Origin of the sequence: Tabrizicola sp., from assembly GCF_034366665.1 — a bacterium.
In the GTDB taxonomy this organism is placed as follows: domain Bacteria; phylum Pseudomonadota; class Alphaproteobacteria; order Rhodobacterales; family Rhodobacteraceae; genus Tabrizicola.
The window spans coordinates 1-22,581 of the sequence record NZ_JAXMMF010000076.1; the positions used below are offsets into that span (position 1 = coordinate 1).

Genomic DNA, 22,581 nt, shown 5'->3' on the forward strand with positions numbered 1-22,581 from the left:
ATCATGTTCGGCCGACTGAAGGACTGGCGACGCGTCGCAACCCGCTACGACAGATGCCCGAAGGTCTTCATCTCCGCCGTCGCCCTCGCCGCAACCGTCATGTTCTGGCTATGACCGAAGAACGAGTCCTGACCCTAGGCTTGTCACATTCCCGACGTCCCACCTCCCTCCACGCCTGGTCCTGATCCCACGCGCGGTCAATTCTGCCGCAATAGCCCGTAGCGAACTGTGCCCCTTAGCCCGAATGTCTGCGAGCACCGGCGCCAGGTCCGCGGCATACGCTGCCGCATTGGCCGACACGGCCGCCCTGAGCGCCGCCCCACCTTTCCCGGCCCGCCGCAGGCTCTCAGCCCCATTCGGGTTCCCGAGCTTCACCCCACGTGCCTTAGCCACCGCCAGCGCCTCTTTCGTCCGGCGGGAGATCGCCTCCCGTTCGGCCTGAGCTACCAGCGCCATGATCCCCACGGTCAGATCGTTCGCCTCTGGCATGTCCACAGCAACGAACCGCACCCCACTGTCCCGCAGGGCCAAAAGGAACGCGGCGTTGCGAGAGAGCCGGTCCAACTTCGCGATCACCAGCGTTGCCCCGGTGACCTTCGCGAGGTGCAGCGCTTTGGCCAGTTCCGGCCGGTCCGCCTTGCGCCCACTCTCGACCTCGGTGAACCGCGCCAGGACCTCGGCACCGCGCGAGACGGCAAAGTCTTCGATCACCTTGCGCTGCGCCTCGAGCCCAAGCCCGCTTGCCCCCTGCCGCGCTGTAGAGACCCGCTCGTAGGCCACCAACCGCTGTCCTGCCGTCATCTCTATCCCCTGTACACAACTGCCTAACGTTCGTTGCGCAGGTGTGTACAGCCGGATCAGTTGGGGCCTAGTCAACAGGAATTGCTCAAAGGTTCGCGTACGATCCGCTGATCACGAGAGTTCCGTCCGTTTGCAGCTGTGGTGTGTCGCTGGACGTGCCAGATCGATCAGCAGCTTCGATAATGATCCGCTGTATGGTGATCGGTTCGTTCGCGGCAGGAACGTTGATGATTGCAATGCGGGAGCGAGAGGCAGGGGGCAGCCCGATCTCCGCCATGTAGCGCCCCATCAGCTTCATCTGCCGGTTGGCGATCCCGAGCCAGGGCGACTGCTGGACGTAACCCGACGGTGTCTTGAAGAGGACCGGCGTTTCTTCGAGCTTCTGCTCGGCCTCGACCCACCGACCATAGGCCTGGCAATAGGCTGCGAGCACTGCCCGATCAACGATGGTGATGGCCCCCATGCTGACCAGCGTGTCGACCAGCCGATACCATTCAGCCCTTGCTTCCTCGCTGAGGTGTTTCGGGCAGTCCGGCGTACCCTTCGGCGGCTGCGGCTCTGCATGGTTCCAGGCCCGTTTGCCGCGGTTGCCTTCCATCCGACGCCAGGCGGTGGGCTTCTTCGGCCGTCCTCTCATGGCAATTGGTCCCTGAGTGCGTTGAAAACGCGCCGTACGGTGTAGCCGCGCAGGATCGAGACGGCCGTGAACACCGAGGCCACAACCGGGTTCTCCGCTAGGCCGAAGTCATGTCCCATCGCCGGGAAGAGAGACCGCTGCACCGCAACTGAGAGGATGAAGCCGAGGACGGTACTGGTCAGCGTCTCGAAGAAGGAGGCGCTACGCGACTGACCAGCAATCATTGGTCTTCTCCTTCCGCGCGTCGATTATGGCCTTCTTGGCGTTTTCCAGCATCTGCCCATATTCCATGAGAGCGTTGAGCTCCTCGTCGCTCAACTGGCTGAGATCCAGCTCTTCGACGGGGTCCTGCTTCACCGCGAGATCGACGCTCTCGCGCCAGCCCGCTTGCGTCTTCAAGAAGAAGATCATCGCCGTCACGTTGCCAGCCCGGGCCTTCGTGACCAGGCTCTGGGCCACGGCGCCGATCGCGCGGGCTTTGCCACGTTTATAGCGTTCAGATAGGTCTTCATCGCGGTTCAGAAGCGCGAAGAAGGTGGTGCGACCAATGCCGATGAAGTCTGCGATCTGCTCGGCGTTCAGCACGGCCGACAGGGTCTCCACCTCGGCCCGTAGGGCATCCGTCAGCTGCACAAGCGGGCGTCCCCCTAAGCGCTTCGGGCCAGTGTGCTCTAGGGCGCTCATCTGGCAGCCTCGTCCGCAAACTGGAATTCCAAGGGCTTCGGGCCCTTCGGTTTCACGTCAAGACGGCTGCGGGATAACGGCGTAAGGCCCAGTTCCGTCATTTAGCGCAGCATGAACTCCCGCTCGCGGTTCGCGATCTTGAGCCAGGGGGACAGTTGCACGTAGCCCGCAGGAGTCCGCAGGAGCGGCGGGCTCTCCACGAGCTTGCGCTCAGCCTCGACCCAGCGGCCCCAGGATTGGCAGTAGCCCGCCAGTGCTGCACGATCGATGCGGGTCAGAATGCCGATGGCGTCAAGTCCTGGACCAGGCGTTTCCACTCCGCCTTGGCCGACGGATTGAGATGCGCGGGACAGGTCGGCAGGCCTGCGGTGGGTTTGGGCTCTGCACCGTTGATCGGTCTGCGGCCCGGATTGCCCTCGAGCAGTTTCAGATGGGTGGGCTTGGGTTTGCGGCCTCTCATGGCAGCCTCCGGTGAACAATCATGGAGCGCCATTCGATTGCGTAGTTTGTTGACTGGTTTGCGGCCATGTTTCGAGTCATGTGGTCACCAAGCGTTTGAATATGCGCGGGAAGGTCCTCGCTTGTCCCCTGCGATACCCCCTGGCGAATATCGCGGTTGTGGGAAGCGGCCTCCCCCGCCTGTCCCGAACCCGAATGGCCCATAGACTGACCGCCCCCCCCGGGGGCATGGTGATCCGGCTCATGTCGCGACCTCTGCGCTCTGCCTTGCCACCTGCACCTCGCGGAAGCTGCGGCCATCGCCGTCCAACACCGAGTCCTTTCCCGTGAAGGCCTGCCAACGCTCGACGGCGACATCAACATAGGCGGGATCGAGTTCAACCGCGTAGCAGTGCCGCCCGCAGGTCTCGGCCGCGATGATGGCGTTCCCGGATCCGGAGAAGGGTTCGTAAACCGCCTGCCCGGGGCTGGAGTTGTTCAGCATCGGGCGGCGCATGCAGTCCACCGGCTTCTGCGTCCCGTGCACTGTGGCGGCATCCTGATCCCTGCTGGGGATGGTCCAGAGCGTGGTCTGCTTGCGATCGCCCGACCAGTGGCCGGTGGACTTCTGGCGGACGGCATACCAGCAGGGCTCGTGCTGCCAATGATAGTCTCCGCGGGAAAGGACCAGCCGTTCCTTCGCCCAGATGATCTGGCTGCGAATAGCAAAGCCACAGGCAAGGAGGCTCTCAGCCACCGTGCTGGCGTGCAGTGCCCCGTGCCAAACATAGGCCACGTCGCCGGGAAAGAGCGCCCAAGCCTCGCGCCAGTCGGCCCGGTGGTCGTTCAGGACCTTGCCCACGCGCTTGGTCTTGGCCGCGCCCACCTGGTTGCGCCAAGCAGGGTCATACTCCACGCCATAGGGCGGATCGCTGACCATGAGATGCGGCCGAACTCCATTCAGCACCTTCGCGACCGTGGACGGATCCGTCGCATCGCCGCAGACCAGCCGGTGGCTGCCCAGGACCCAGAGATCGCCCGGCCGGGAGGCAGGGTTCGCAGGGAGTGGAGGGATGTCGTCCTCGCGCTCGTCCGCCTCGCCTGACCGCAGGAGCGCGTCCAGCTCCGCGGCATCGAAGCCGAGGCTCGCGAGGTCGACCGCCATGTCCTGCAGGTCGCCAAGCTCCAGAGCGAGGAGCGCCTTGTCCCACCCCGCCTGCTCGGCCAGCTTGTTGTCCGCGAGTATGTAGGCCCGCTTCTGTGCCTCGGTCAGGTGCGAGAGTTCGATCACCGGCACCTGCGGCAGTCCCAGCTTCCGCGCGGCCATCACACGGCCATGCCCCGCAATGATGCCGTTCTCGCCGTCGACCAGCACAGGGTTCGTGAAGCCATACTCGCGGATCGAGCCCGCGATCAGCACCACCTGCGCTTCCGAATGCGTTCGGGCGTTCCGGGCATAGGGAATGAGATCGCCGATCGGGCGGTAATCGATTGCCAGCGTTCCGTCCATCTGCACCTCCACCACCCGGCCGCTACAAGCGGTGTCTCTCGGGCTGTCAGGAGCAGTATAGCCGATGGCTAACTCCTTGTAATTATGTAATTTAATGACGTATCGCGACGATGCGTGCCATGCGGCGACATTCGCTACCGCCGCGGTGGCGACGAATGCTGGGCTTAACCGGGAGGTAACAATGGAAGGGTTAGCTGTTCCCACATTGAAGTGAGGCACTCTTCCATGAACTCTCCGTCTATACACGACTGGGCAGTCCCAGCACTGAATGACATCGCAAAGCGCTTGTCGGCAACCGGACTGCACGAAGGCGCAAGCGCGGTCACTAGCGCCGCTGCTGTTGTGCAGCAAACCAGCGGCGCTCGCTCTGAGTTCGGACCGCCGGCCCCGTTGACGACGGCCCCCATGATCGAAGGCAACATCATCCGGTTCTGCGTTTACTCGCGAAACCGACGGTAGGGTCTTCTTGCGGGACAGATGGGACACATTGGACAGACCAAATAGAAACCTCCTTCACGTGCGCGCGTGTGGAGTAAGTTTTTAAATCCTCGGTCCAATATGTCCCATCTGTCCCATTGACGATTCGACTTGCGTTGCGCTGAACTTCCGTTTGAACCGCGGAGAGCAGGACGGCCATGTGTCATATTCATCTCGGCGCAATTCCCCGGAGCAAGCCATGGAATGAAGTCGTCGGACTTCTGGAGGTCGGGGCTGACGTCGAAGAGGTTGCCGAAGCGAGCGCTCGAGCAGCCGAACGTGCCCTCCTTTCTGCTTCGGTTGACCCCGTCTTCGTCGAGGCTGTCCGCCTCCTAATCAGTATACCGATCGCGGCGCGATCAGAAGATTTTGGCGACGCTCTGAGACGACTGGATTTGGACGTCGGCACAAGTCCCGGCTTCCTGGATGTAATGCTGAGTGCATCGAGGCACTTGGACCGCTTGTCGGAAAAGAGTGGGGCCCGAACAGACTTCACGGACCTTGCATCCAGGGCTTTGTCGAAGGCGCTGACGGACTGCATCGGTGGAGATCTCCCCGGTCTGTTTTCACCAAGCGCTGAGGACGTCCGGCTCAGCTTCGAAAAGTTTTCGCGCGGCACGGGAATGTCGGTCCTCTGCCGGAGATACTTTTCTGCCCTGGTGGGATCGTCCTTGTCTTACTGGCTCGACCGGGTGCTCCCGGGCGCGATCGGTGAAGGCAGGCGCTTTCAGACCATTTCCGATAAGGCGGGGTTCGACCGGTCGCTGGACTTCCACGTGTCAGAGGCAACCAGGATCATCCAGGAGTTTTCATCTGGTTGGGTTGGAAAGACCTTCTACACCAAAGGCTCCATCTCTCCCGCTGATGCGCGTGACTTTGGCCATGTGTGCCTGCGCAAGGTGGTTGAGGAGCTTCGCGCGAAGCGAGGCCAGGATGCCTGAGTGCAGTCTAGTTGATCGCAAGCGCCGCCGCACCCTGCAGTTCAGTGTGAACGGTCCCAATCCTTCCTTCCGACTGCGGACCGAGCGCATAGCTTCGGCTGCAGTCCGTGATCTCGATGATGAGGTTCTGGACCTGCTCGACGTCGCGGCAGCGGTGTTCTATTCGGACAGCGAAATCTCGCGCGGAGGTGACATACGTTCGGACATGGGTGCCGATTGGCACCGACACCTGCATTTGACCATTCCAGTCCGTTGCCCGCAAATCTGGCGCCAGCCGGAGGTTCTGCAGGCACTGACCTCGGCTGTGGGTTTCCTGACGGGGGACTACTTCGAGTTCGAGTTCATCCAGGCTGACTACCCGGCGGGAGTGGCAGGCTTCCTTAACCTTGACCCCAGCGAAGGGGCGTTTAAGGCCGAGCAGGTGATCATGTTCTCCGGCGGCCTCGACTCCTTCGCTGGCGCTCTGGAGACGCTCGCAACTGCGCCGGGGAACGTGATCCTTGTATCGCACCAGTCTGCGCCAAAAGTCGCTGCGCGCCAGAACGAGCTTGCCGAGTATCTGGAAAATCGGTTCCGGGGTCGAATCCGCCATATAATGGTCCCCGCGCATCGAGCGGGCACAGAGTCACGTGACACCACCCAAAGGTCCCGCTCGCTGCTATTCGCAGCGATGGGCAGTGCGATTGCCCGCACCTTCGGCGCTACAACGGTTTCGTTTTTCGAGAATGGCATCGTGAGCCATAATCTGCCAGTCAGTCCGCAGATCGTCGGGACGATGGCGAGCAGGACGACGCATCCTCAATCCCTCTTCCGTCTGCAGATGTTGATGGACCTGGTCCTTCCGGATGCGCTCCGCATCCGAAACCCCTACGAGTGGATGACGAAGTCCGAGGTGATTGATCGGATCAGTCGACACGCTGGCGAGCAGATGATCTCTACGGCGGTCAGTTGTACCAGGGTCAGAGATCAGACTGTCCTTCACACACACTGCGGGTCATGTTCGCAGTGCCTTGATCGCCGGTTTGCGATCCTTAATGCAAGGTTGGCTGAAGCAGACCCATCCTCCCGCTACGAGACGGATGTCCTGCTGGGCGCCAGGATCAAAACCTCCGCGGTGCTGCCGGTAGAGTGGACCAAGCATCACCTGCAAGTCGGCCAGCTCAGCGAAACGGAGGTCTTCGCGCGCTTCGGTAATGAGATCAGCCGCATCCTTGAAGCCTATCCGGAGGACAGCAGGCAGGAAATCTTTGGGCGTGTCCTCGATCTTCATCGCCGCCAGGCGAAGATCGTGCTTCAAGTTCTCAAAGCCCAGGTCGAACAGTACGCCGAAGCCTTGGCCGGCAAAAGACTTCCCACAAACTGTCTGTTGGTTATGCATCTCGGACCGTCAAACCACGCGCCCGCGGTTCCCCTTCCTACAATGCCCGTGACGTTGGCCCACCTTTGTCTAGACGACGGAGATGATGTCGTGCCGCAACCTGGCGAACCGTTGACACTCGTCTTTGAAGAGAACGGCGCAGACCAGGTTGTTCGCGTTCTTGGCCTCTGCCGCTTCACGAAAATGGTTGCGAAGGTCACGTTCGAGCTCAAGAAGCACCACGAGACCGATAGGCTTAACCAGCTCCCGCCAGACCAGTTCAGTTTCAATCACCTTGCCAACGCAGAAACCCTTGCAGTCCCGAAGAACGAGATACGCGTCCTGATTTTTCGGGGGCGGACGACCCTGGCCAAAGCTTACCGCCAATTGCATGGCGTCGAGCCCGACAAGAGCCTCTTGTTCCAGACGAAGCAGAGCAAGGGCTACCGATTCAACCCCCACACACGGATCCGACCCAGCCCTGGCGGACGGTAGGCTCCAGGAAAAGTGCAACGCCTTTCCTGAAAAGTGTAACGCCTCAGTTATTGCATTCTGCCAGAGCCGAAGAACGAAGCTCTTCGGGTGCAACTTGGCACTGCCAAGTGTAACGCCTCCACGATCCTCTCATCCCCAAAGCCCCGTTATTCTTGGGAAATCAAGGCGCGGGGTGCAGCCATGTCCAAGGACAACGATCAGAGTGCAGGGGCCGAGGATGGGCTCGTGCCTGAATTCGCCCTTGCAGCGCGATACGGCAAAACGGTCCGAGCGCTTCAGCGCTGGCGATCCAAAGGCTACGGGCCGACCTTCATGCGGATCGGAGGGTCGATCTTCTACCGGATGGAGGACATCGAGGCGTTCGAGAGCCGTATGCGCCAAGGCGGGGAGGCGCAATGATGGACGACCTTCCCCAGATCGATTTCGAGGCGATTAACACCTACTGCGAGGCGCTGTTCGGTTACCTCGATGGCTACGCGCCGCTCCGCCTGATCGGTGAAAAAGGGACCCCAAACTCCAAAGCGAGCCAGGAGTTCCACCATCCCGAAGACATTGCTAAGAAGATTGCCAGGATCGCGCCGCAGGCCGCGGCAAGGCAGGAAGCCGTCTATGTCGTGCCGTGCACGGTTGCCCAGCCTGGGCGCGCGAAAGAGCAGGACATCGTCGCTACGGGCGTCCTGGTGATCGATATCGACAACGGTGACACTGACGCCAAGCGCGATCACCTGATCCGCTACCTGGGGACGCCCACGATGATCGTCGCCTCGGGCGGCATCACCGACGAAGGGAACACCAAGTTTCACCTGTATTGGCGCTTGAGCGAAGCGGCAGAAGGCGCCGACCTGAAACTGGCCGTCCACCTTCGGTCTCTGATGGCCAGCAAGGTTGGGGGAGATGACAGCTTCGACAATGTCACCCAGCCGATCCGGGTGGCGGGCACGATCCATGGCAAGCACGGCATTCTTGCATCGGTTCGTCTGCTGAGCCACACGCAGGTCGAATACCACCTCGCTGATCTGGCCACCGCCGTCGAAGCGATGCCCTCAATCGCCACGCCGAACGCCAAGCACTACGACAACAATGCGAAGCGGCAGAGCAGGTCAACGGAAGAATTGATGACCGCCTCCATTCGGGAAGGCGGGCAGGACGGCGAGACCCGCTATCTCGCTTTGTCCAAGATCATTGGTCACTGGCTCCGGATGGTCAGGACGGGGCATGCAACGCTGCAAGAAGCCTGGATTGCCATTCAGCAGCAGAACGCGGCAACGATCCGGCCCCCATGGCCCGAGGATAGGTTGCTGCGCGAATTCAAGGCGCTTCTTCGCGTCGATTGCGAAAACCACGGCCCGATGCCAGGTCAGAAGACCGATGAGGGAGAAGACGCCGCACCCGAGTTTAGTGACGACGCCTTGGTCCAGCTGTTTGTGCGCGAGTGCGGCCGGGACTGGATCTATGTTGCGGTCTGGGGGCAGTGGTTCCGCTGGACGGGCACCGTCTGGAGGCGCGACGCTGTCGGGGCAGTAGTCCAAGCCGTTCGGCTCGCCTGTCGGGCCGTGGCCAACAAGAATAACAAGCCCGCGGATCAGCGCCGCCTTGCCAGTGCGAAGACGATCCTGGCGGTCGCGAAGCTTGCTGGTTCTGACCCTTCCATCGCGACTGACATCGATCAACTCGATCAGCACGTCATGCTGCTGAACACCCCCGAGGGTGTTGTCGATCTCGATACTGGCTCGGTTGGTCCACACGAACGCCGCCTGCTTCTGACGCAGATCACCCACGCCAGCCCGGGCGGCGGATGCCCCACCTGGATGAGCTTCCTTCAGACCATCACTGCGGGCGATGCGAGTTGATGGCGTACCTGGCGCGGGTCGCAGGATACTGTCTGACAGGCCAGACGAACGAGCAGGCATTCTTCCTGCTTCACGGGTTGGGGGCGAACGGCAAATCGGTCTTCCTGCAGACCCTTGCGCATGTCCTCGGCGACTATGCGGCGACCGCCGCGAGCGACACGTTCATCAGCCGCGGCGGTACTCGTCATCTGTCGGAGATTGCCGGGCTGCGGGGCGCCCGCATGGTGCTGATGTCCGAAACCGAGGCTGACGCACAGTGGGCCGAGGCGCGGATTAAGATGGTGACCGGCGGCGAAAAGCTCCGCGCGAACTTCATGTACAAAGACCACTTCGAGTTCGCCCCGCAGTTCAAACTGCTCGTGGGAACGAACCATCGTCCAGCGCTCGGCGAGGTCGGCGAGGCGATGCGGCGGCGTCTTCACCTCATCCCCTTCAATGTTACCATCCAGGAAGATCAGCGCGACCCCGACTTGGCCGAGAAGCTCAAGTTGGAGGCCAACGGAATCCTCGGTTGGATGCTCGGAGGCTGCCACGATCTGCAAAAGCTCGGCAGCTTGCGCCCTCCGCCTTGCGTCAGTTCGGCGGTGGAGGAGTACTTCTCCACGGAAGATCGCTTCGGACAGTGGATCGAAGAGTGCTGCGACATTGGCGCGGCTTGCAGGGCGACGTCGAAATCTCTGTTCGGATCGTGGTTAAGATGGGCACAGGACGCCGGGATTGACCCGAAGTCTAGCAGGTACCTCGGAGAGCAGCTCCGCTCCCGCGGATTCGGTGATGGGAAGGTCGGCCGCGACCGGGGATGGCACGGCATTGGTCTTCGTTCGGCCCGCCCGTCGGAGGGTGATGAATGAACCCGCTATCCCCGTTCCACATGCCCCCCGCCGAGCGCCGCGCCGAACTCTGCCGCATCCTCGCCCTCGGCCTGGTTCGCCTCCTGCAGCGGCAGTCAAGCGAACTATCCGACCGCAGCGGAGAAAGTTCGCTACACTTCCCGGCCGACCAGAGCGGTCATGCAACCCGTGAAAAACGGAGACCCGCATGACCACACCTGACCCCATTCCCGCGCGCCTGGCGGCATTGAAGACCGCCACGACGGCTGACCTGAAGCAGCAATGGCGCGACCTCTTCGACAGGGAGCCACCGCCCTTCAACCGGCGCTACCTGGAGTCCAGGCTCGCCTACCGCATCCAGGAACTGGCCTATGGTGGGCTGAAGCACGAGACCATCCGGCGGCTGGAGCAGCTGGGCGAGGAACTCGACGGCGGCGACAAGAAGCGCAGCATGCGGCTCGACCGAGATCGCCCGATTACCGGTACCCGGCTCCTGCGCGAATGGCAGGGCGTCGAGCAGGTGGTCACGGTGACGAAGGGCGGCTTCGAATGGCAGGGGAGGCCCTACAAATCGCTCTCCGCCATCGCGCGCGCGATCACCGGCACCCGCTGGAACGGCTGGACCTTCTTCGGGCTGAAGAACCATCGGGGGCGGGCATGAACGCGCCGACCAAACCCCTCGTCCGCAAGCTCCGCTGCGCCGTCTACACCCGGAAGTCCTCTGAGGAAGGGCTGGAGCAGGAATTCAACTCGCTACATGCCCAAAGGGAAGCCTGCGAGGCCGTGCCCGCGCCCACCGTGCTGTCCCTCGATGACAGCCTTCCGCCGACAGAGGCAAACGACAGCATCGCCCGCACCGGCGAAACCTCACGCCAGTCGCTCTGGCGCGACGAGTTGCTAAAAACCGGCGTCCGTGCCAAAGGCGGCGCGCGCCTGACCTTTGCCGAGTTTGAAACCCTGCCGGGCCTGCGCCACCTGCACGCCTCTGGCTCGCTGACCGACACCGGCGAACGTGTCGTCGTCAGCTTTGGCCCCGAACATGCCGCGCTGGAACAGCGGCAGGTGGAACTGGCCCTGACCGAGGCGGAAACCCTGCGCCCCGCGCCGAAGTTCATCCTGTTCTGCGCCTTCACCTTCGACCCCGAGGCCGCCAAGGACATCGACGAGGTGAACTGGCCCGGCGTCACGCTGCTCAAGGCGCAGATGAACACCGACCTGCTGACCGAGGATCTGAAAAAGGCGCGATCCTCGAACCAGTCGTTCTGGCTGATGGGCCAGCCCGATGTCGAGTTGCGCAAACGAAAGGACGGGATGTGGGAGGTCGAGGTCAACGGTTTTGACTATTTCGACCCCAAGGCGGGTGATCTGGTGTCGGGCGGCAAGAAGCAGATCGCGATGTGGTCGCTGGACACCGATTACGACCAGCGGTCCCTGATGCCGCATCAGGTGTTCTTTCCGATGGCCGACGCCAAGGGCGGCTGGAACCGACTGAAGGCGACGGTGCGTTCAGAACTGGACGAAGACCTGCTGGAGCAGTTTCACGGACCGTGTCGCTGCCTTTCGAGGCGGGGACAACCGGCGGATTGCGGTGAAGATCGTCGACGACCGCGGGATCGAGTCCCTCAAGATCATGCCGCTTGAGGACTGATCCATGTCGCTGATCATCAACACGCCCTACGTCTGCCCAGCCCAGCATTGGGTGGACGCGCCCGGTGGCAAGCTGGCGATCAAGCTCGAGCGGCGGCCTGCCAGTTACGAGGTGTTCGACGCCCGAAACAACACCAAGCGGACCGAGGCGCTGGCGCTGGTGAACACCATCCGAGCCCGCGTGGACGCCTGGCGCGAGGCGGGCTGGCCCGGCGTGACCATCGTGACCCGCAAGCTGCTGGAGCACTGGCACGACCGCGAGGCACGGCAGTTGCCGATCTATTTCTGTCAGCTTGAGGCCATCGAAACCCTGATCTGGTGGGTCGAGGGGGCGGAGGCGTTCAAGCAGGGCATCGCCATTCCCGGCGACGGCGGCACCTGGGAGCGTCTGTGCAACAAGATGGCAACCGGTGCGGGCAAGACCACCGTGATGGCGATGATCATTACCTGGCAGGTGTTGAATGCGCTGACCTATCCCAAGCGGAACAAGGATTTCAGCCGCGCGGTGTTCATCGTGGCGCCGGGGCTGACCGTGAAGGAACGCCTGCAAGTGCTGCTGCCGAGCGAGGGCAGCTATTACGACGAATTCAACCTCTGCCCGTCAGAGGCGCTGCGGCAAAAGCTGAACCAGGCCGAAGTGCTGATCGAGAACTGGCACACGCTTATGCCGCTGAAGGAGGTGGACCGTTTGGTCGTGAAAAAGGGCCGGGAGTCGGACGAGGCCTACATCCGCCGCGTGCTGGGCAAGCTAGCAACCCACAAGGACATCATCGTCATCAATGATGAGGCCCACCACGCCTATCGCAAACCGCCCGAGGTGAAGATTTCGAAGAAGCAGGCTGAGGAACAGGGTATCGACCTCGACGAAGCCACCCGCTGGATCGAAGGGCTGGACCGTATCCACAAGACGCGGCGCATCCAGCGTTGCTTTGATCTGTCCGCCACGCCCTTTGCGCCGACGGGGAAGAAGAGCACGGACACTGCGCTGTTCGACTGGATCATCTCAGATTTCGGTCTGAACGACGCGATCGAGGCGGGGCTGGTCAAGACACCGCGCGTCGTGGTGCGGGACGATGCCTTGCCGGATGCCAAGACCCTGAGGTCAAAGCTTTACCACATCTACCGCGATCCATCGGTGTCGGAGGATCTGAACAGGGCCAAGGCCGAACCGCACGAGGCGCTGCCGAAGCTGGTGCAGGATGCCTACACGCTGCTGGGTGCCGACTGGCGCGAGACGCAAAGGCAGTGGAAGGAAGCGGGGCATCATTCGCCTCCGGTCATGTTGACGGTCTGCAACCGGACGGAAACGGCGGCGCGGGTCGAGCACTATTTCAACAAGGGCGACTCGCACTGGCCCGAATTGAACGCCCCGAACAGGACGCTGCGCGTTGACAGCAAGGTGCTGGACAAAGCGGAGATCGGCGAAGCGGCAACATCGGACAAGGACTATGAGGCCCGGCTGAAGGGTATCGTCGATGCCGCAGACCTGCCAGCGACGCGAAAGCAGCAGCTGCTTGGCATGAAGAAGGAAGAACTGCTGCGCGAAATCGTCGACAACGTCGGCAAGCGCGGCGCTGCAGGTCAGGACTTGCAGAACGTGATCTCTGTCGCGATGCTGTCCGAAGGCTGGGACGCAAAGAACGTAACGCATATTATGGGTCTGCGTGCGTTCACCTCGCAGCTTCTGTGCGAGCAGGTTGTCGGCCGGGGGCTGCGCCGGGTTTCCTACGACACCGATGAAAACGGCCTTTTCTTGCCCGAGTATGTGAACGTCTTCGGCGTCCCGCTGTCCATCTCGGAAACCGGCGAGGGAGGTGACCCGCCGCCACCGCCAAAACCGACCACGCAGATTGAAGTCATCCTCGACCGCGCCCGTCTTGAAATCAAATGGCCCAACGTGCTGCGTGTCGAAACCGTGGTGAAGCCTCAGCTGGCCATTGCCTGGGACAAGGTACCCGCTCTGGTCCTCGATCCGGCGTCCACGCCGATCAGCGCCGATCTGGCACCCGGCTTGGGTGGTGCGACCGACATGGGTCAGGTCTCCGCGATTGATCTAGAGCGACTTCCCGACGGCTTCAGGCTGCAGCGGCTCGTTTTTCAGGCGGCTCGAAAGGGATTTGCCGAGTTGCGCCACAGCTTTTCCGGAACCGAAGAGTACCTTGCCGCGCAGTTGGTCCGCATCGTGGAGACCTTCCTGACGTCCAAGCTTCTCGACATTCCGTCACTGTTTCACTCCGACCCGCTGCGCCGGCGGATCCTGATTGCGCTGAACATCGACCTCGTCGTCCAACACGTCATGCGCCACATCACCGAGCAGAACACGGAGCGCCTTACCCCCATCTTTGACGAAGAAAACCCCATCGGCGCGACTGGCCAGATGCGCACATGGTACAATTCAAAGCCATGCTTCCCGGCGATCAAATCGCACATCAGCCATCTTGTCGGCGATTCCGCGTGGGAGGGGCACGCAGCCAATGTCTTTGAGGGTCGAGAGGAGGTGATCGCCTACGCGAAGAACGATCATCTTGGATTTCAGATCCAGTACATGTGGGCCGGCTCGCGCCGTCGGTATGTTCCAGACTTCCTTGTCAGGCTGGCCGGCGGCAAGATGCTCGCGCTCGAGATCAAAGGAACTGACAGCCCGCAGAACAAGGCCAAGCGCGACGCCTTGAGTGAATGGGTCAAGGCGATCAACGGAACCGGCGGGTTTGGCCAGTGGGCGTGGGATGTCGCGTTCAAACCGTCTGATGTGCAGGATATCGTCACCAAGCACGCAAATGCGGCCGTGCCAGAACCGGTTGGTCAATGAACCAGGTCCATCGCGAAACAAGTTCAAACGCCGCTTTTTCCGATGCCAGTGTCGCGTCGTCAGCGGATGGTTTTGCGAAACGGTTGTTTCACCCAAACATGAAAATACAAGGATAACAGGCTCTTACGGCTCTACACCATGTGGCCCGCAGTTCAGAGCCTCGGAGAATAATGGCCCGTAGAGAACGCTTTGGGATCACTGCTTCACGTGACTGGTGGAAAGGGTTGCGCTCATAACCCCCCAAAACAACGGAAAAATCCGGCCGCAGCCGGATCGGGAGAACGCTTCCTCAGGGGCAAGTGGCGGAGACGAAGGGATTCGAACCCTCGAGACCCTTTCGGGTCTGCGCCCTTAGCAGGGGCGTGCCTTCGACCACTCGGCCACGTCTCCGCCTGCCCGTTTATCGGGGCGTTTGGGCGGGGGCAAGTGGAAAGGTGGCAGTGCGCGGGACCGCAGAGAAGGCTTCTGTTCCGCCGTAGCCCGCATTACCCTTCCGGTAACAGCTGACGATGCGGGAAGCTTCGGACAGCCGAACGCCAACACCGGGATGCCCAGCAATGTCGTTTCCTGCCCAGGCCCAGATCATCGTCATCGGCGGCGGGATCATCGGCTGTTCGACCGCCTACCACCTGGCGCGCAACCACAAGGCCGACGTGCTTGTGCTGGAGCAGGGGAAGATCACCTCGGGGTCGACCTGGCATGCGGCGGGGCTGGTGGGGCAGCTGCGCTCATCGGCTTCGATCACCAAGGTGCTGAAATACTCCGTGGATCTTTACAAGGGTCTCGCCGCCGAAACCGGCCTTGATACCGGCTGGAAGATGACGGGGTGTCTGCGCCTGGCCACGACGCCCGACCGCTGGACCGAGTTCAAGCGGTTGGCCACCACCGCCCGCAGCTTCGGAATGGAGATGGAGCTTGTCGGGCCGGACGAGGTCAGGCGGATGTGGCCGCTGATGGATACCTCGGACCTCATCGGTGCCTCCTGGCTGCCCACGGACGGGCAGGCCAGCCCCTCGGACATCACGCAAAGCCTGGCCAAGGGGGCGCGGATGCATGGGGCGAAGATCGTCGAGGGGGTCCGCGTCACCGGCTTCCGGATGGAGGGCCGCAGGATCACGCATGTCGAGACCGACCAAGGCGTGATCGCCTGCGAGACGGTGGTGAACTGCGGTGGCATGTGGGCGCGGCAGATCGGCGCGATGGCTGGTGTCGCAGTGCCGCTGCACCCGGTGAAGCACCAGTATATCGTGACCGAGAAGATCCCCGGCCTCTTCCCGGACGCGGCCACCCTGCGCGACCCCGACCGCCGCACCTACTTCAAGGAGGAAGTCGGCGGCCTCGTCATGGGCGGGTATGAGCCGAACCCGCAGGGCTGGGTTACCGGAGACATCCCGGAAGACTGGGAGTTTCGGCTCTATGACGACGACTACGACCACTTCGGCCAGCATCTGGTTGAGGCCATCGCCCGCATTCCCGCCCTGGCCAACGTGGGCGTCAAGCAGATGATAAACGGCGCGGAAAGCTTTACGCCGGACGGGAACTTCATCCTTGGCCCCGCGCCGGAGTGCGCCAACATGTATGTCGGTGCGGGTTTCAACGCCTTCGGGATCGCAAGCGGGGGCGGCGCGGGCTGGGTGCTGGCGGAATGGGTGATGCGGGGCGAGGCACCGCTGGACCTTTGGGCGGTTGACATCCGCCGCTTCTCCACCCTTCATCGCGACCGCGATTGGGTCGCGGAACGCACGCTGGAAGCCTATGGCAAGCACTACACCGTGGCCTACCCGCATGAGGAATACACCTCGGGCCGCCCGCGCATCGTCTCGCCGCTGTATGACCGGCTGAAGGCGTCGGGCGCGGTTTTCGGTTCCAAACTGGGGTGGGAGCGCCCGAACTGGTTCGCCCCGCCGGGGGTGGAGCCGAAGGACGTCTACTCGATGGGCCGCCAGAACTGGTTTGATGCGGTGGGGCAAGAGCACCGGCACGTCCGCGCCCATGCCGGGGTTTTCGACCAATCCTCCTTCGCCAAGTACGAGCTTTGCGGCCCCAAGGCCGCTGAGGCATTGGAGGCGATCTGCGCCAACCGCGTCGCGCGGGATGTTGGAAGGCTGACATATACCCAGCTGCTGAACTCACGCGGGGGGATCGAGTGCGACCTGACCGTCGCAAGACTGGCCGAGGACCGCTTCTACATCGTCACCGGCACCGGGTTCCGCACGCATGATTTCGGCTGGATCGCCGACCACTTGCCTGCCCGGGGCACCACGTTCCAGGACGTGACGGAAGACTGGGGGACCCTCTCCCTCATGGGACCCAAGGCACGCGACATCCTGTCGAAGGTCACCACCGCCGATGTCGGCAATGCCGCCCTGCCCTTCGGTTCGGCCCGCGAGATCGTCATCGCAGGCGTCCCCGTCCGGGCGCTGCGCGTGACCTACGTCGGTGAACTGGGCTGGGAGCTTCACGTCCCCATCGCCGACCTGGGCACAGTCTACGACGCCCTCATCGCCGCTGACCTGCTGCTGAAACCGGTGGGCTACCGCGCGCTGGAATCCTTGCGACTGGAGAAAGGCTACCGCGCCTGGTCCTCGGACATCACGCCCAACGACACGCCCTTCGAGGCGGGCCTTGGGTGGGCGGTCAAGCTGACATCCGGGCTGCCCTTCCTGGGGCGTGACGCGCTGGTCGCGCGGCAGGACCAGCCGTTGCCAAAGCTTCTGGCCGGGTTCAGCGTTGCCGACCCGAAGGCGGTCCTTTCGGGGCGCGAGACGATCCTGCGCGACGGCCAGCCCGTGGGCTACCTGACCTCGGGCGGCTACGGCTACACCATCGGGAAGGGCATCGGTTACGGCTATCTTCGCAGCGACCGGGGCGTTACCGCGGACTGGGTGACCCAGGGCCGCTATGCCCTTGTCATCGCCGGCGAAGAGACCCCTGCCTCAGTGACGCTGGACCCGCTTTACGATCCGACCGGCGCGCGGATCCGTGCCTAGATGTCCTGGACCCGCCGCTTCGCCGACCTGACCACGCTGCCCCCGGACATCGCAGCCGAGCTTGAGACGCGCAGCCGACTTGTCCGCCTGACCGCCGGAACCCGCATCTTCGAGGCGGGCCAGCGCGCGCAGAACATGCTCCTTCTCCTGCAAGGCAGCGTCCGGGTCCAGCAGGTCTCGGACACCGGGCGCGAGGTCTTCCTGTACCGTGTCCACGCCGGGGAAAGCTGTATCCTGACCACAGCCTGCATGCTGGCGGACGAGGACTATGCCGCCGAAGGCATCGCCGAAACCGACATCGAGGCGATCGTCATCCCCCGGCCCGTCTTCGACGACCTGACCGGGCGATCCGTCCAGTTCCGCACCTTTGTGTTCCGCGCCTATTCCCGCCGCATTGCCGACCTCTTTGCGCTGATTGATGACATCGTCTTTCAGCGGATCGACGTGCGGCTGGCCGAACGCCTGCTGGACCTGGAACAGAACGGCGTGATCCATGCCACGCATCAGGCCCTGGCGGTCGAGCTTGGCACTGCCCGCGAAGTCATCTCGCGCACCCTTGGCGAATTCCAGCGCCGCGGTTGGGTGGAAACGGCCCGCGGGGAAATCCGTATCAACCAGCGCGCCGGGCTGGAACATCTTGCGCGCTCTGTGACCTAGTCACCGACAGGGCCGCGCTTTCGTGGCAAACTTCCCATATCCAGAACACAGGAGATGGACATGGGAAAGAATGTTGGAAACGTTGATCGGTCCCTGCGCGCCGTGATCGGGATCCTTGCGCTGTTGGGCGTGTTTGTCTTCGGCTGGTTCACCGGCTGGACGCACTGGGCAGCGGCGGCGGTTGGTGTCATCATGCTGGGCACCGCCGCGATGGGCTTTTGCCCGCTGTACCGGCTGGTGGGGATCAATACCTGCAGGATCTGAGGGTTACATGGAAACAGCTTTTACCCCCTGGGCCTCACTGGGGGGAGGCGCACTGATCGGCCTCGCGGCGGTTCTGCTGATGGCGTTGCACGGCCGTATCCTGGGGGCCACCGGCATTCTGGGAGGCCTGTTGCGGTTCGATGACGCGGCCGACTGGTCGCTGCGCGCGGCGATCATCGCCGGGATGGCGGCCGGGCCGCTGGTCTGGCTGCTGGTCGCGGGCGCGATGCCGGTGATCGACCTGCCGGTGCCGACCTGGGGCGTCGTCCTGGGCGGGCTGATCGTCGGCCTGGGCGTCAGCTACGGCGGCGGCTGCACCTCCGGACATGGCGTTTGCGGCAACGCGCGGTTCTCGCGCCGGTCGCTGGTGGCCACAGTCTCGTTCATGGCGACAGCCATCGCCACTGTCTTTGTCATCCGACATGTGCTGGGAGGCTGGTGATGCGCCTGCTGAGTGCCTTTGCCATCGGCCTGATCTTCGGTCTTGGCATCACCATTTCCGGCATGATCAACCCTGCCAAGGTGTTGAACTTCTTCGACATTGCCGGAACCTGGGACCCTAGCCTTGCCTTCGTGATGGCGGGCGCGCTTGGCGTCGCGATCCCTGGCTACTGGCTGGTCCTCCGCCGCCCTGCCCCGGCGATGGCTGCCGGGTTCCAGTTGCCCGACACCCGCGTCATCGACCGCCGCCTGATCCTTGGCTCGGCCACCTTCGGGGTGGGCTGGGGCATCGCGGGCTTCTGCCCGGGTGGGGCGCTGCCCGCGCTTGGCACCGGCGATCCGACCGTCTTTCTGTTCCTTGCCGCCCTCACCGGCGGACTTCTTCTGGCGCGCGTGCTGCAAGGCCGCTTTCCCGCGCGCAAGCCAGCCTGACCAACGCCAGCCTGCCCAAGGAGGTGTCCATGACCATCCACGTTGACCTGTCCATCAAGCCCGAGGTGAAGGGCTTCTTCGATCCGGCCACCAACACCATCAGCTACGTGGTGAAGGACCCGGCCTCAAACGCCTGTGCCATCGTCGATTCCGTGATGGACATCGACTATGCCGCCGGGCGCATCACCTATGACCACGCCGATCAGCTGATTACCTACGTCCGCGACCAGGGCCTGACGCTGGACTGGCTGATCGAGACGCATGTCCACGCCGACCACCTTTCGGCCGCCCCCTACATCCAGCGGCAGCTGGGCGGCAAGATCGGGATCGGCCGGAACATCACCGTGGTGCAGGACACCTTCGGCAAGGTCTTCAACGAAGGGACCGAGTTTCAGCGCGACGGCAGCCAGTTCGACCGGCTCTTTGACGACGGCGACAGCTACCAGATCGGCGGGATGACCTGCTTTGCGATGCACACCCCGGGCCACACTCCCGCCTGCATGACCCATGTCATGGGCGACGCGGCCTTTGTGGGCGATACGCTCTTCATGCCCGACGGTGGGTCGGCCCGGGCGGACTTTCCCGGCGGCGATGCCGGGCAGTTGTATGACAGCATCCAGAAGGTGCTGTCCCTTCCCGACGAGATGCGGCTCTTCATGTGCCACGACTATGGCCCGAACGGCCGCGAGATCCGCTGGGAGACGACGGTCGGCGACGAAAAGGCGCACAACATCCACGTCGGACAGGGCCGGACGCGGGAAGAGTTCGTGGCAATGCGCACCGCGCGGGACAAGACGCTTGCGATGCCGAAGCTGATCATCCCCTCGCTGCAGGTCAACATGCGCGGCGGAGACCTGCCGCCCCCGGACGAAGACGGCAAGCGCTATCTAAAGGTGCCGATCAACGGACTGTGAAATGCGAAACGGCCCCTGCTTCCGAAAGGGACGCAGGGGCCGTCGCGCAAAACGAAAAGGCGGCCTTACGGCTGCGTGGTGGTTTCGTTGTCATCACCGCAGGCGATGGCGCAAACCAGCACCAGGCCGACGAGGACCGGAACGATCCAGCCCGAACGCGGGCTTTCGGCGACGACTTCCGGCTGGCCTTCTTCGACGACGACAACCGGGCCACCGGCCGAAACGGCCGAGCTGAAGGCCAGGGTAAGGGCAAGGATGCTGGCTGCGATCTTGGTCATGGGGATGATTCCTTGATGTCGTGACCGGCGGCTACCGGCCCTGCTTCTGCATGACATGCAACAGCTTGGAATGTGAATGGGCAAGTTCCGCCCGTCGCGCTGGGACGCGCCCCTGTGCCAAAGATGCATCATCCGGGAAGGGCGCGACCAGGCCCTTCAAATGAAAACGGCAGCGCTTGTAGCGCTGCCGTTCAATCGACACGATGCCGCGTCGATCAAGCAGTCATTAGTCGTTGCAAGCAACGGCGCAGATCAGGACCAGGCCGACGACGACCGGAACGATCCAGCCCGAACGCGGCGAGGAAGCCTCGACGACCGGCTCTTCTTCAACGACGACCGGGCCACCAGCGAAGGCCGCGGAGGAGATCATCGTAGCCGCCAGCATCGGGGCAAGAAACTTTTTCATGGCATTTCCTTTCTATTTACCGGGCAATCCCGGGGGAACTCACACCCGGACGCTAAGGCAAGAGCCGATGGGGACACAACGGATTCGTGTAGAACTGTGACGAATGAGTCCGGGGCTTTGGCTTTATTGCAACAGGGCAGCAGATGACTTTTGCCCTTTGCGCGGCAGGATTCGGAAGGATATGCACAGCATCCGTGAGCGCGACCGGGTACGGGACGGCCGTGGCCGCCCCGTGCAACCGCATTGCTGATCGCTGACCGGTACGGCCAGAGTCACTTCTCGTCAGGAAGCGGGGCCGTGGGCGCCGGATCATTGTCCCCGCCGCCGCAAGCGATCAGGCAGACCAGAACCAATGCACCAAGCACCGGCAGGATGCCGATCCGGCTTCCCGGGTTTTCGGCGATCAGCTCGTCGTTGCCTTCCTCGATGATGACGGGGCCGCCGGCATAGGCCGCCGACGCGGACAGCGCTGTCACTGCGACCAGCGCCGCCTTGAAGGTATTCAACATGTCTTTCTCCTCATCTCGCAGGGATGCGACGTGGATGCCACAAAGCTGCCCAAGTTCCTTAGTGCGCCGGGAATCCACAGGCAATCAACCCGCAACAGCGGAAACGGTTTCTCCACAGGAATCCGCCAAAAATCGCCTATAGGTTGTGTTTTCAGAACAAGCCCGGCACAACCTGATCCGGTGGACGGTGCCCGTCGGCAAAGGTCTTGATGTTGATGATGACCTTTTCGCCCATCTCGATCCGGCCCTCGACTGTGGCCGATCCCATGTGCGGCAGAAGCACGACATTCGGCAGTTCGACCAGCCGCGGGTTGATGTCGGTGCCATGCTCGTAGACATCCAGCCCCGCCCCCGCCAACTCCCCCGCCCGCAGCGCGCGGGTCAGGGCGTTCTGGTCGATCACCTCGCCGCGCGATGTATTGACCACCACGGCCGAGGGTTTCATCAGCTTCAACCGCCGCGCGTTCAGAAGGTGGAAGGTCGAGGGCGTATGCGGGCAGTTCACGCTGACGATGTCCATCCGCGCCAGCATCTGGTCCAGGCTTTCCCAATAGGTCGCCTCAAGCTCGGCCTCGATCTCGGGGCGGACGCGTTTGCGGTTGTGGTAATGCACCTGCAGCCCGAAGGCCTTGGCCCGCCGCGCCACGGCCTGCCCGATCCGGCCCATCCCAAGGATGCCCAGCCGCCGCCCGCCCAGCCGCCCGCCCAGGTTGGCCATCGGCGACCATCCGGACCAGCCGCCCGCCTGCATCACCTGCAAGCCTTGCGGAATCCGCCGCGTCACCGCAAGAATCAGCGCCATCACCATGTCCGCCGTGTCCTCGGTCGTGACGCCGGGGGTGTTCGATACCAGAATCCCCCGCTGCCGCGCCGTCGCCACGTCGATGTGATCGACCCCGGCCCCATAATTGGCGATCAGCTTCAGCTTCTCGCCCGCCTGCGCCAGCAGGCCCGCGTCGATCGTGTCGGTGATGGTCGGCACCAGCACATCGGCGCGCCGCATTGCCTCGGCAAGCTCTTCGCGGGTCATCGCGACATCGGGATCGCGCAGTTCGACATCGAACAGCTCTTTCATCCGGGTCTCGACGACCTCGGGCAGCCGTCGCGTTACGACCACAGTCAAACGGCTGGCAGGCATGACACTCTCCCCGACACTTCCAAATCCGGCGTCCTTGGGGCAAGGTGCAGCCAAGCGGGGCGATGCACAAGACCCA

The 22,581-nt window shown here is 63.0% G+C and carries 25 protein-coding genes, 1 tRNA gene and 1 pseudogene; 15 read left to right on the forward strand and 12 right to left on the reverse strand.

Annotation, left to right across the window (positions count from 1 at the left end; translation table 11 throughout):
• Positions 1–114 (forward strand): annotated as a pseudogene (locus tag U1E69_RS10195) (IS5/IS1182 family transposase); the annotation flags it as partial.
• Here U1E69_RS10195 and U1E69_RS10200 read toward each other — a convergent pair.
• The 7 genes from U1E69_RS10200 to U1E69_RS10225 all read right to left on the reverse strand — a co-directional run bounded on the left by U1E69_RS10200 (position 109) and on the right by U1E69_RS10225 (position 4,070).
• The gene (locus U1E69_RS10200; protein WP_322244271.1) at positions 109–801 is read right to left on the reverse strand and encodes a recombinase family protein; all 693 of its coding nucleotides are present in this window, start codon (positions 799–801) and stop codon (positions 109–111) included. The pseudogene U1E69_RS10195 and the gene U1E69_RS10200 sit on opposite strands and share 6 nt — an antisense overlap.
• Positions 802–886: 85 nt before the next feature.
• Positions 887–1,438: a phage terminase small subunit P27 family gene (locus U1E69_RS10205; protein ID WP_322244272.1), complete on the reverse strand. Its 552-nt coding sequence runs from the start codon at positions 1,436–1,438 to the stop codon at positions 887–889.
• A complete protein-coding gene (locus U1E69_RS10210; protein ID WP_322244273.1) occupies positions 1,435–1,662 on the reverse strand; it encodes a hypothetical protein in 228 nt (75 codons plus the stop codon). The genes U1E69_RS10205 and U1E69_RS10210 overlap by 4 nt, the downstream gene beginning before the upstream one ends.
• Entirely contained in the window at positions 1,640–2,122 is a 483-nt protein-coding gene (locus tag U1E69_RS10215; RefSeq protein ID WP_322244274.1) for a hypothetical protein, read from the reverse strand. The genes U1E69_RS10210 and U1E69_RS10215 overlap by 23 nt, the downstream gene beginning before the upstream one ends.
• Positions 2,123–2,223: 101 nt before the next feature.
• Positions 2,224–2,439: a P27 family phage terminase small subunit gene (locus tag U1E69_RS22610; protein ID WP_416200270.1), complete on the reverse strand. Its 216-nt coding sequence runs from the start codon at positions 2,437–2,439 to the stop codon at positions 2,224–2,226.
• Positions 2,397–2,582 (reverse strand): hypothetical protein, encoded by a 186-nt coding sequence (locus U1E69_RS10220; protein ID WP_322244275.1) that lies wholly within the window; start codon positions 2,580–2,582, stop codon positions 2,397–2,399. The genes U1E69_RS22610 and U1E69_RS10220 overlap by 43 nt, the downstream gene beginning before the upstream one ends.
• A gap of 240 nt (positions 2,583–2,822) precedes the next feature.
• Positions 2,823–4,070 (reverse strand): site-specific DNA-methyltransferase, encoded by a 1,248-nt coding sequence (locus U1E69_RS10225; RefSeq protein ID WP_322244276.1) that lies wholly within the window; start codon positions 4,068–4,070, stop codon positions 2,823–2,825.
• Between the two features lie 635 nt (positions 4,071–4,705).
• Between U1E69_RS10225 and U1E69_RS10230 the strand changes: the two genes are divergently transcribed.
• The 8 genes from U1E69_RS10230 to U1E69_RS10265 all read left to right on the forward strand — a co-directional run bounded on the left by U1E69_RS10230 (position 4,706) and on the right by U1E69_RS10265 (position 14,476).
• Positions 4,706–5,488, forward strand: a complete 783-nt coding sequence (locus U1E69_RS10230; protein ID WP_322244277.1) for a hypothetical protein — start codon at positions 4,706–4,708, stop codon at positions 5,486–5,488.
• A complete protein-coding gene (locus U1E69_RS10235) occupies positions 5,481–7,340 on the forward strand; it encodes a hypothetical protein (protein WP_322244278.1) in 1,860 nt (619 codons plus the stop codon). Before U1E69_RS10230 ends, U1E69_RS10235 begins: the two co-directional genes overlap by 8 nt.
• 180 nt (positions 7,341–7,520) lie before the next feature.
• Complete coding sequence (locus U1E69_RS10240; protein ID WP_322244279.1) at positions 7,521–7,739, forward strand: hypothetical protein; 219 nt, start codon at positions 7,521–7,523, stop codon at positions 7,737–7,739.
• Entirely contained in the window at positions 7,739–9,190 is a 1,452-nt protein-coding gene (locus U1E69_RS10245; RefSeq protein WP_322244280.1) for a hypothetical protein, read from the forward strand. The genes U1E69_RS10240 and U1E69_RS10245 overlap by 1 nt, the downstream gene beginning before the upstream one ends.
• Entirely contained in the window at positions 9,190–10,041 is an 852-nt protein-coding gene (locus U1E69_RS10250; protein WP_322244281.1) for a phage/plasmid primase, P4 family, read from the forward strand. The genes U1E69_RS10245 and U1E69_RS10250 overlap by 1 nt, the downstream gene beginning before the upstream one ends.
• 187 nt (positions 10,042–10,228) lie before the next feature.
• Positions 10,229–10,681, forward strand: coding sequence for a DUF2924 domain-containing protein (locus U1E69_RS10255; RefSeq protein ID WP_322244282.1), 453 nt, complete (start codon positions 10,229–10,231; stop codon positions 10,679–10,681).
• On the forward strand, positions 10,678–11,661 hold the full coding sequence (locus U1E69_RS10260) for a hypothetical protein (protein WP_322244315.1): 984 nt from the start codon (positions 10,678–10,680) through the stop codon (positions 11,659–11,661). The genes U1E69_RS10255 and U1E69_RS10260 overlap by 4 nt, the downstream gene beginning before the upstream one ends.
• Before the next feature lie 10 nt (positions 11,662–11,671).
• Positions 11,672–14,476: a BPTD_3080 family restriction endonuclease gene (locus U1E69_RS10265; RefSeq protein WP_322244283.1), complete on the forward strand. Its 2,805-nt coding sequence runs from the start codon at positions 11,672–11,674 to the stop codon at positions 14,474–14,476.
• 300 nt (positions 14,477–14,776) lie between these two features.
• Here U1E69_RS10265 and U1E69_RS10270 read toward each other — a convergent pair.
• Positions 14,777–14,866, reverse strand: a tRNA-Ser gene (locus tag U1E69_RS10270).
• A 167-nt stretch (positions 14,867–15,033) separates the two neighbouring features.
• On the opposite strand from U1E69_RS10270, the gene U1E69_RS10275 reads away from it, so the two are divergent.
• Genes U1E69_RS10275 through U1E69_RS10300 form a run of 6 tightly spaced genes read left to right on the forward strand, consistent with a single transcriptional unit; the run spans position 15,034 to position 20,174 of the window.
• Positions 15,034–17,466, forward strand: coding sequence for an FAD-dependent oxidoreductase (locus U1E69_RS10275; RefSeq protein WP_322244284.1), 2,433 nt, complete (start codon positions 15,034–15,036; stop codon positions 17,464–17,466).
• A complete protein-coding gene (locus tag U1E69_RS10280; RefSeq protein ID WP_322244285.1) occupies positions 17,467–18,123 on the forward strand; it encodes a Crp/Fnr family transcriptional regulator in 657 nt (218 codons plus the stop codon). It begins immediately after the preceding gene.
• A gap of 60 nt (positions 18,124–18,183) precedes the next feature.
• Positions 18,184–18,387, forward strand: a complete 204-nt coding sequence (locus U1E69_RS10285) for a DUF2892 domain-containing protein (RefSeq protein WP_322244286.1) — start codon at positions 18,184–18,186, stop codon at positions 18,385–18,387.
• Positions 18,388–18,394: 7 nt separating this feature from the next.
• The gene (locus tag U1E69_RS10290; RefSeq protein WP_322244287.1) at positions 18,395–18,829 is read left to right on the forward strand and encodes a YeeE/YedE family protein; all 435 of its coding nucleotides are present in this window, start codon (positions 18,395–18,397) and stop codon (positions 18,827–18,829) included.
• Positions 18,829–19,260 (forward strand): DUF6691 family protein, encoded by a 432-nt coding sequence (locus U1E69_RS10295; protein WP_322244288.1) that lies wholly within the window; start codon positions 18,829–18,831, stop codon positions 19,258–19,260. The genes U1E69_RS10290 and U1E69_RS10295 overlap by 1 nt, the downstream gene beginning before the upstream one ends.
• Before the next feature lie 29 nt (positions 19,261–19,289).
• Entirely contained in the window at positions 19,290–20,174 is an 885-nt protein-coding gene (locus tag U1E69_RS10300) for an MBL fold metallo-hydrolase (protein WP_322244289.1), read from the forward strand.
• Positions 20,175–20,239: 65 nt separating this feature from the next.
• On the opposite strand, the gene U1E69_RS10305 is transcribed toward U1E69_RS10300, so the two are convergent.
• The 4 genes from U1E69_RS10305 to U1E69_RS10320 form a co-directional block, all read right to left on the reverse strand.
• Complete coding sequence (locus U1E69_RS10305) at positions 20,240–20,452, reverse strand: hypothetical protein (protein ID WP_322244290.1); 213 nt, start codon at positions 20,450–20,452, stop codon at positions 20,240–20,242.
• Between the two features lie 226 nt (positions 20,453–20,678).
• The gene (locus tag U1E69_RS10310) at positions 20,679–20,858 is read right to left on the reverse strand and encodes a hypothetical protein (RefSeq protein ID WP_322244291.1); all 180 of its coding nucleotides are present in this window, start codon (positions 20,856–20,858) and stop codon (positions 20,679–20,681) included.
• A 272-nt stretch (positions 20,859–21,130) separates the two neighbouring features.
• On the reverse strand, positions 21,131–21,367 hold the full coding sequence (locus U1E69_RS10315; RefSeq protein WP_322244292.1) for a hypothetical protein: 237 nt from the start codon (positions 21,365–21,367) through the stop codon (positions 21,131–21,133).
• A 151-nt stretch (positions 21,368–21,518) separates the two neighbouring features.
• Positions 21,519–22,505: a D-glycerate dehydrogenase gene (locus U1E69_RS10320; RefSeq protein ID WP_322244293.1), complete on the reverse strand. Its 987-nt coding sequence runs from the start codon at positions 22,503–22,505 to the stop codon at positions 21,519–21,521.
• Positions 22,506–22,581: the final 76 nt, after the last annotated feature.

Coding starts and splice junctions, on each gene's coding strand:
- U1E69_RS10200 (WP_322244271.1), bottom strand. CDS start 801: ATGACGGCAGGACAGCGGTTGGTGGCCTACGAGCGGGTCTCTACAGCG.
- U1E69_RS10205 (WP_322244272.1), bottom strand. CDS start 1,438: ATGAGAGGACGGCCGAAGAAGCCCACCGCCTGGCGTCGGATGGAAGGC.
- U1E69_RS10210 (WP_322244273.1), bottom strand. CDS start 1,662: ATGATTGCTGGTCAGTCGCGTAGCGCCTCCTTCTTCGAGACGCTGACC.
- U1E69_RS10215 (WP_322244274.1), bottom strand. CDS start 2,122: ATGAGCGCCCTAGAGCACACTGGCCCGAAGCGCTTAGGGGGACGCCCG.
- U1E69_RS10220 (WP_322244275.1), bottom strand. CDS start 2,582: ATGAGAGGCCGCAAACCCAAGCCCACCCATCTGAAACTGCTCGAGGGC.
- U1E69_RS10225 (WP_322244276.1), bottom strand. CDS start 4,070: ATGGACGGAACGCTGGCAATCGATTACCGCCCGATCGGCGATCTCATT.
- U1E69_RS10230 (WP_322244277.1), top strand. CDS start 4,706: ATGTGTCATATTCATCTCGGCGCAATTCCCCGGAGCAAGCCATGGAAT.
- U1E69_RS10235 (WP_322244278.1), top strand. CDS start 5,481: ATGCCTGAGTGCAGTCTAGTTGATCGCAAGCGCCGCCGCACCCTGCAG.
- U1E69_RS10240 (WP_322244279.1), top strand. CDS start 7,521: ATGTCCAAGGACAACGATCAGAGTGCAGGGGCCGAGGATGGGCTCGTG.
- U1E69_RS10245 (WP_322244280.1), top strand. CDS start 7,739: ATGGACGACCTTCCCCAGATCGATTTCGAGGCGATTAACACCTACTGC.
- U1E69_RS10250 (WP_322244281.1), top strand. CDS start 9,190: ATGGCGTACCTGGCGCGGGTCGCAGGATACTGTCTGACAGGCCAGACG.
- U1E69_RS10255 (WP_322244282.1), top strand. CDS start 10,229: ATGACCACACCTGACCCCATTCCCGCGCGCCTGGCGGCATTGAAGACC.
- U1E69_RS10260 (WP_322244315.1), top strand. CDS start 10,678: ATGAACGCGCCGACCAAACCCCTCGTCCGCAAGCTCCGCTGCGCCGTC.
- U1E69_RS10265 (WP_322244283.1), top strand. CDS start 11,672: ATGTCGCTGATCATCAACACGCCCTACGTCTGCCCAGCCCAGCATTGG.
- U1E69_RS10275 (WP_322244284.1), top strand. CDS start 15,034: ATGTCGTTTCCTGCCCAGGCCCAGATCATCGTCATCGGCGGCGGGATC.
- U1E69_RS10280 (WP_322244285.1), top strand. CDS start 17,467: ATGTCCTGGACCCGCCGCTTCGCCGACCTGACCACGCTGCCCCCGGAC.
- U1E69_RS10285 (WP_322244286.1), top strand. CDS start 18,184: ATGGGAAAGAATGTTGGAAACGTTGATCGGTCCCTGCGCGCCGTGATC.
- U1E69_RS10290 (WP_322244287.1), top strand. CDS start 18,395: ATGGAAACAGCTTTTACCCCCTGGGCCTCACTGGGGGGAGGCGCACTG.
- U1E69_RS10295 (WP_322244288.1), top strand. CDS start 18,829: ATGCGCCTGCTGAGTGCCTTTGCCATCGGCCTGATCTTCGGTCTTGGC.
- U1E69_RS10300 (WP_322244289.1), top strand. CDS start 19,290: ATGACCATCCACGTTGACCTGTCCATCAAGCCCGAGGTGAAGGGCTTC.
- U1E69_RS10305 (WP_322244290.1), bottom strand. CDS start 20,452: ATGACCAAGATCGCAGCCAGCATCCTTGCCCTTACCCTGGCCTTCAGC.
- U1E69_RS10310 (WP_322244291.1), bottom strand. CDS start 20,858: ATGAAAAAGTTTCTTGCCCCGATGCTGGCGGCTACGATGATCTCCTCC.
- U1E69_RS10315 (WP_322244292.1), bottom strand. CDS start 21,367: ATGTTGAATACCTTCAAGGCGGCGCTGGTCGCAGTGACAGCGCTGTCC.
- U1E69_RS10320 (WP_322244293.1), bottom strand. CDS start 22,505: ATGCCTGCCAGCCGTTTGACTGTGGTCGTAACGCGACGGCTGCCCGAG.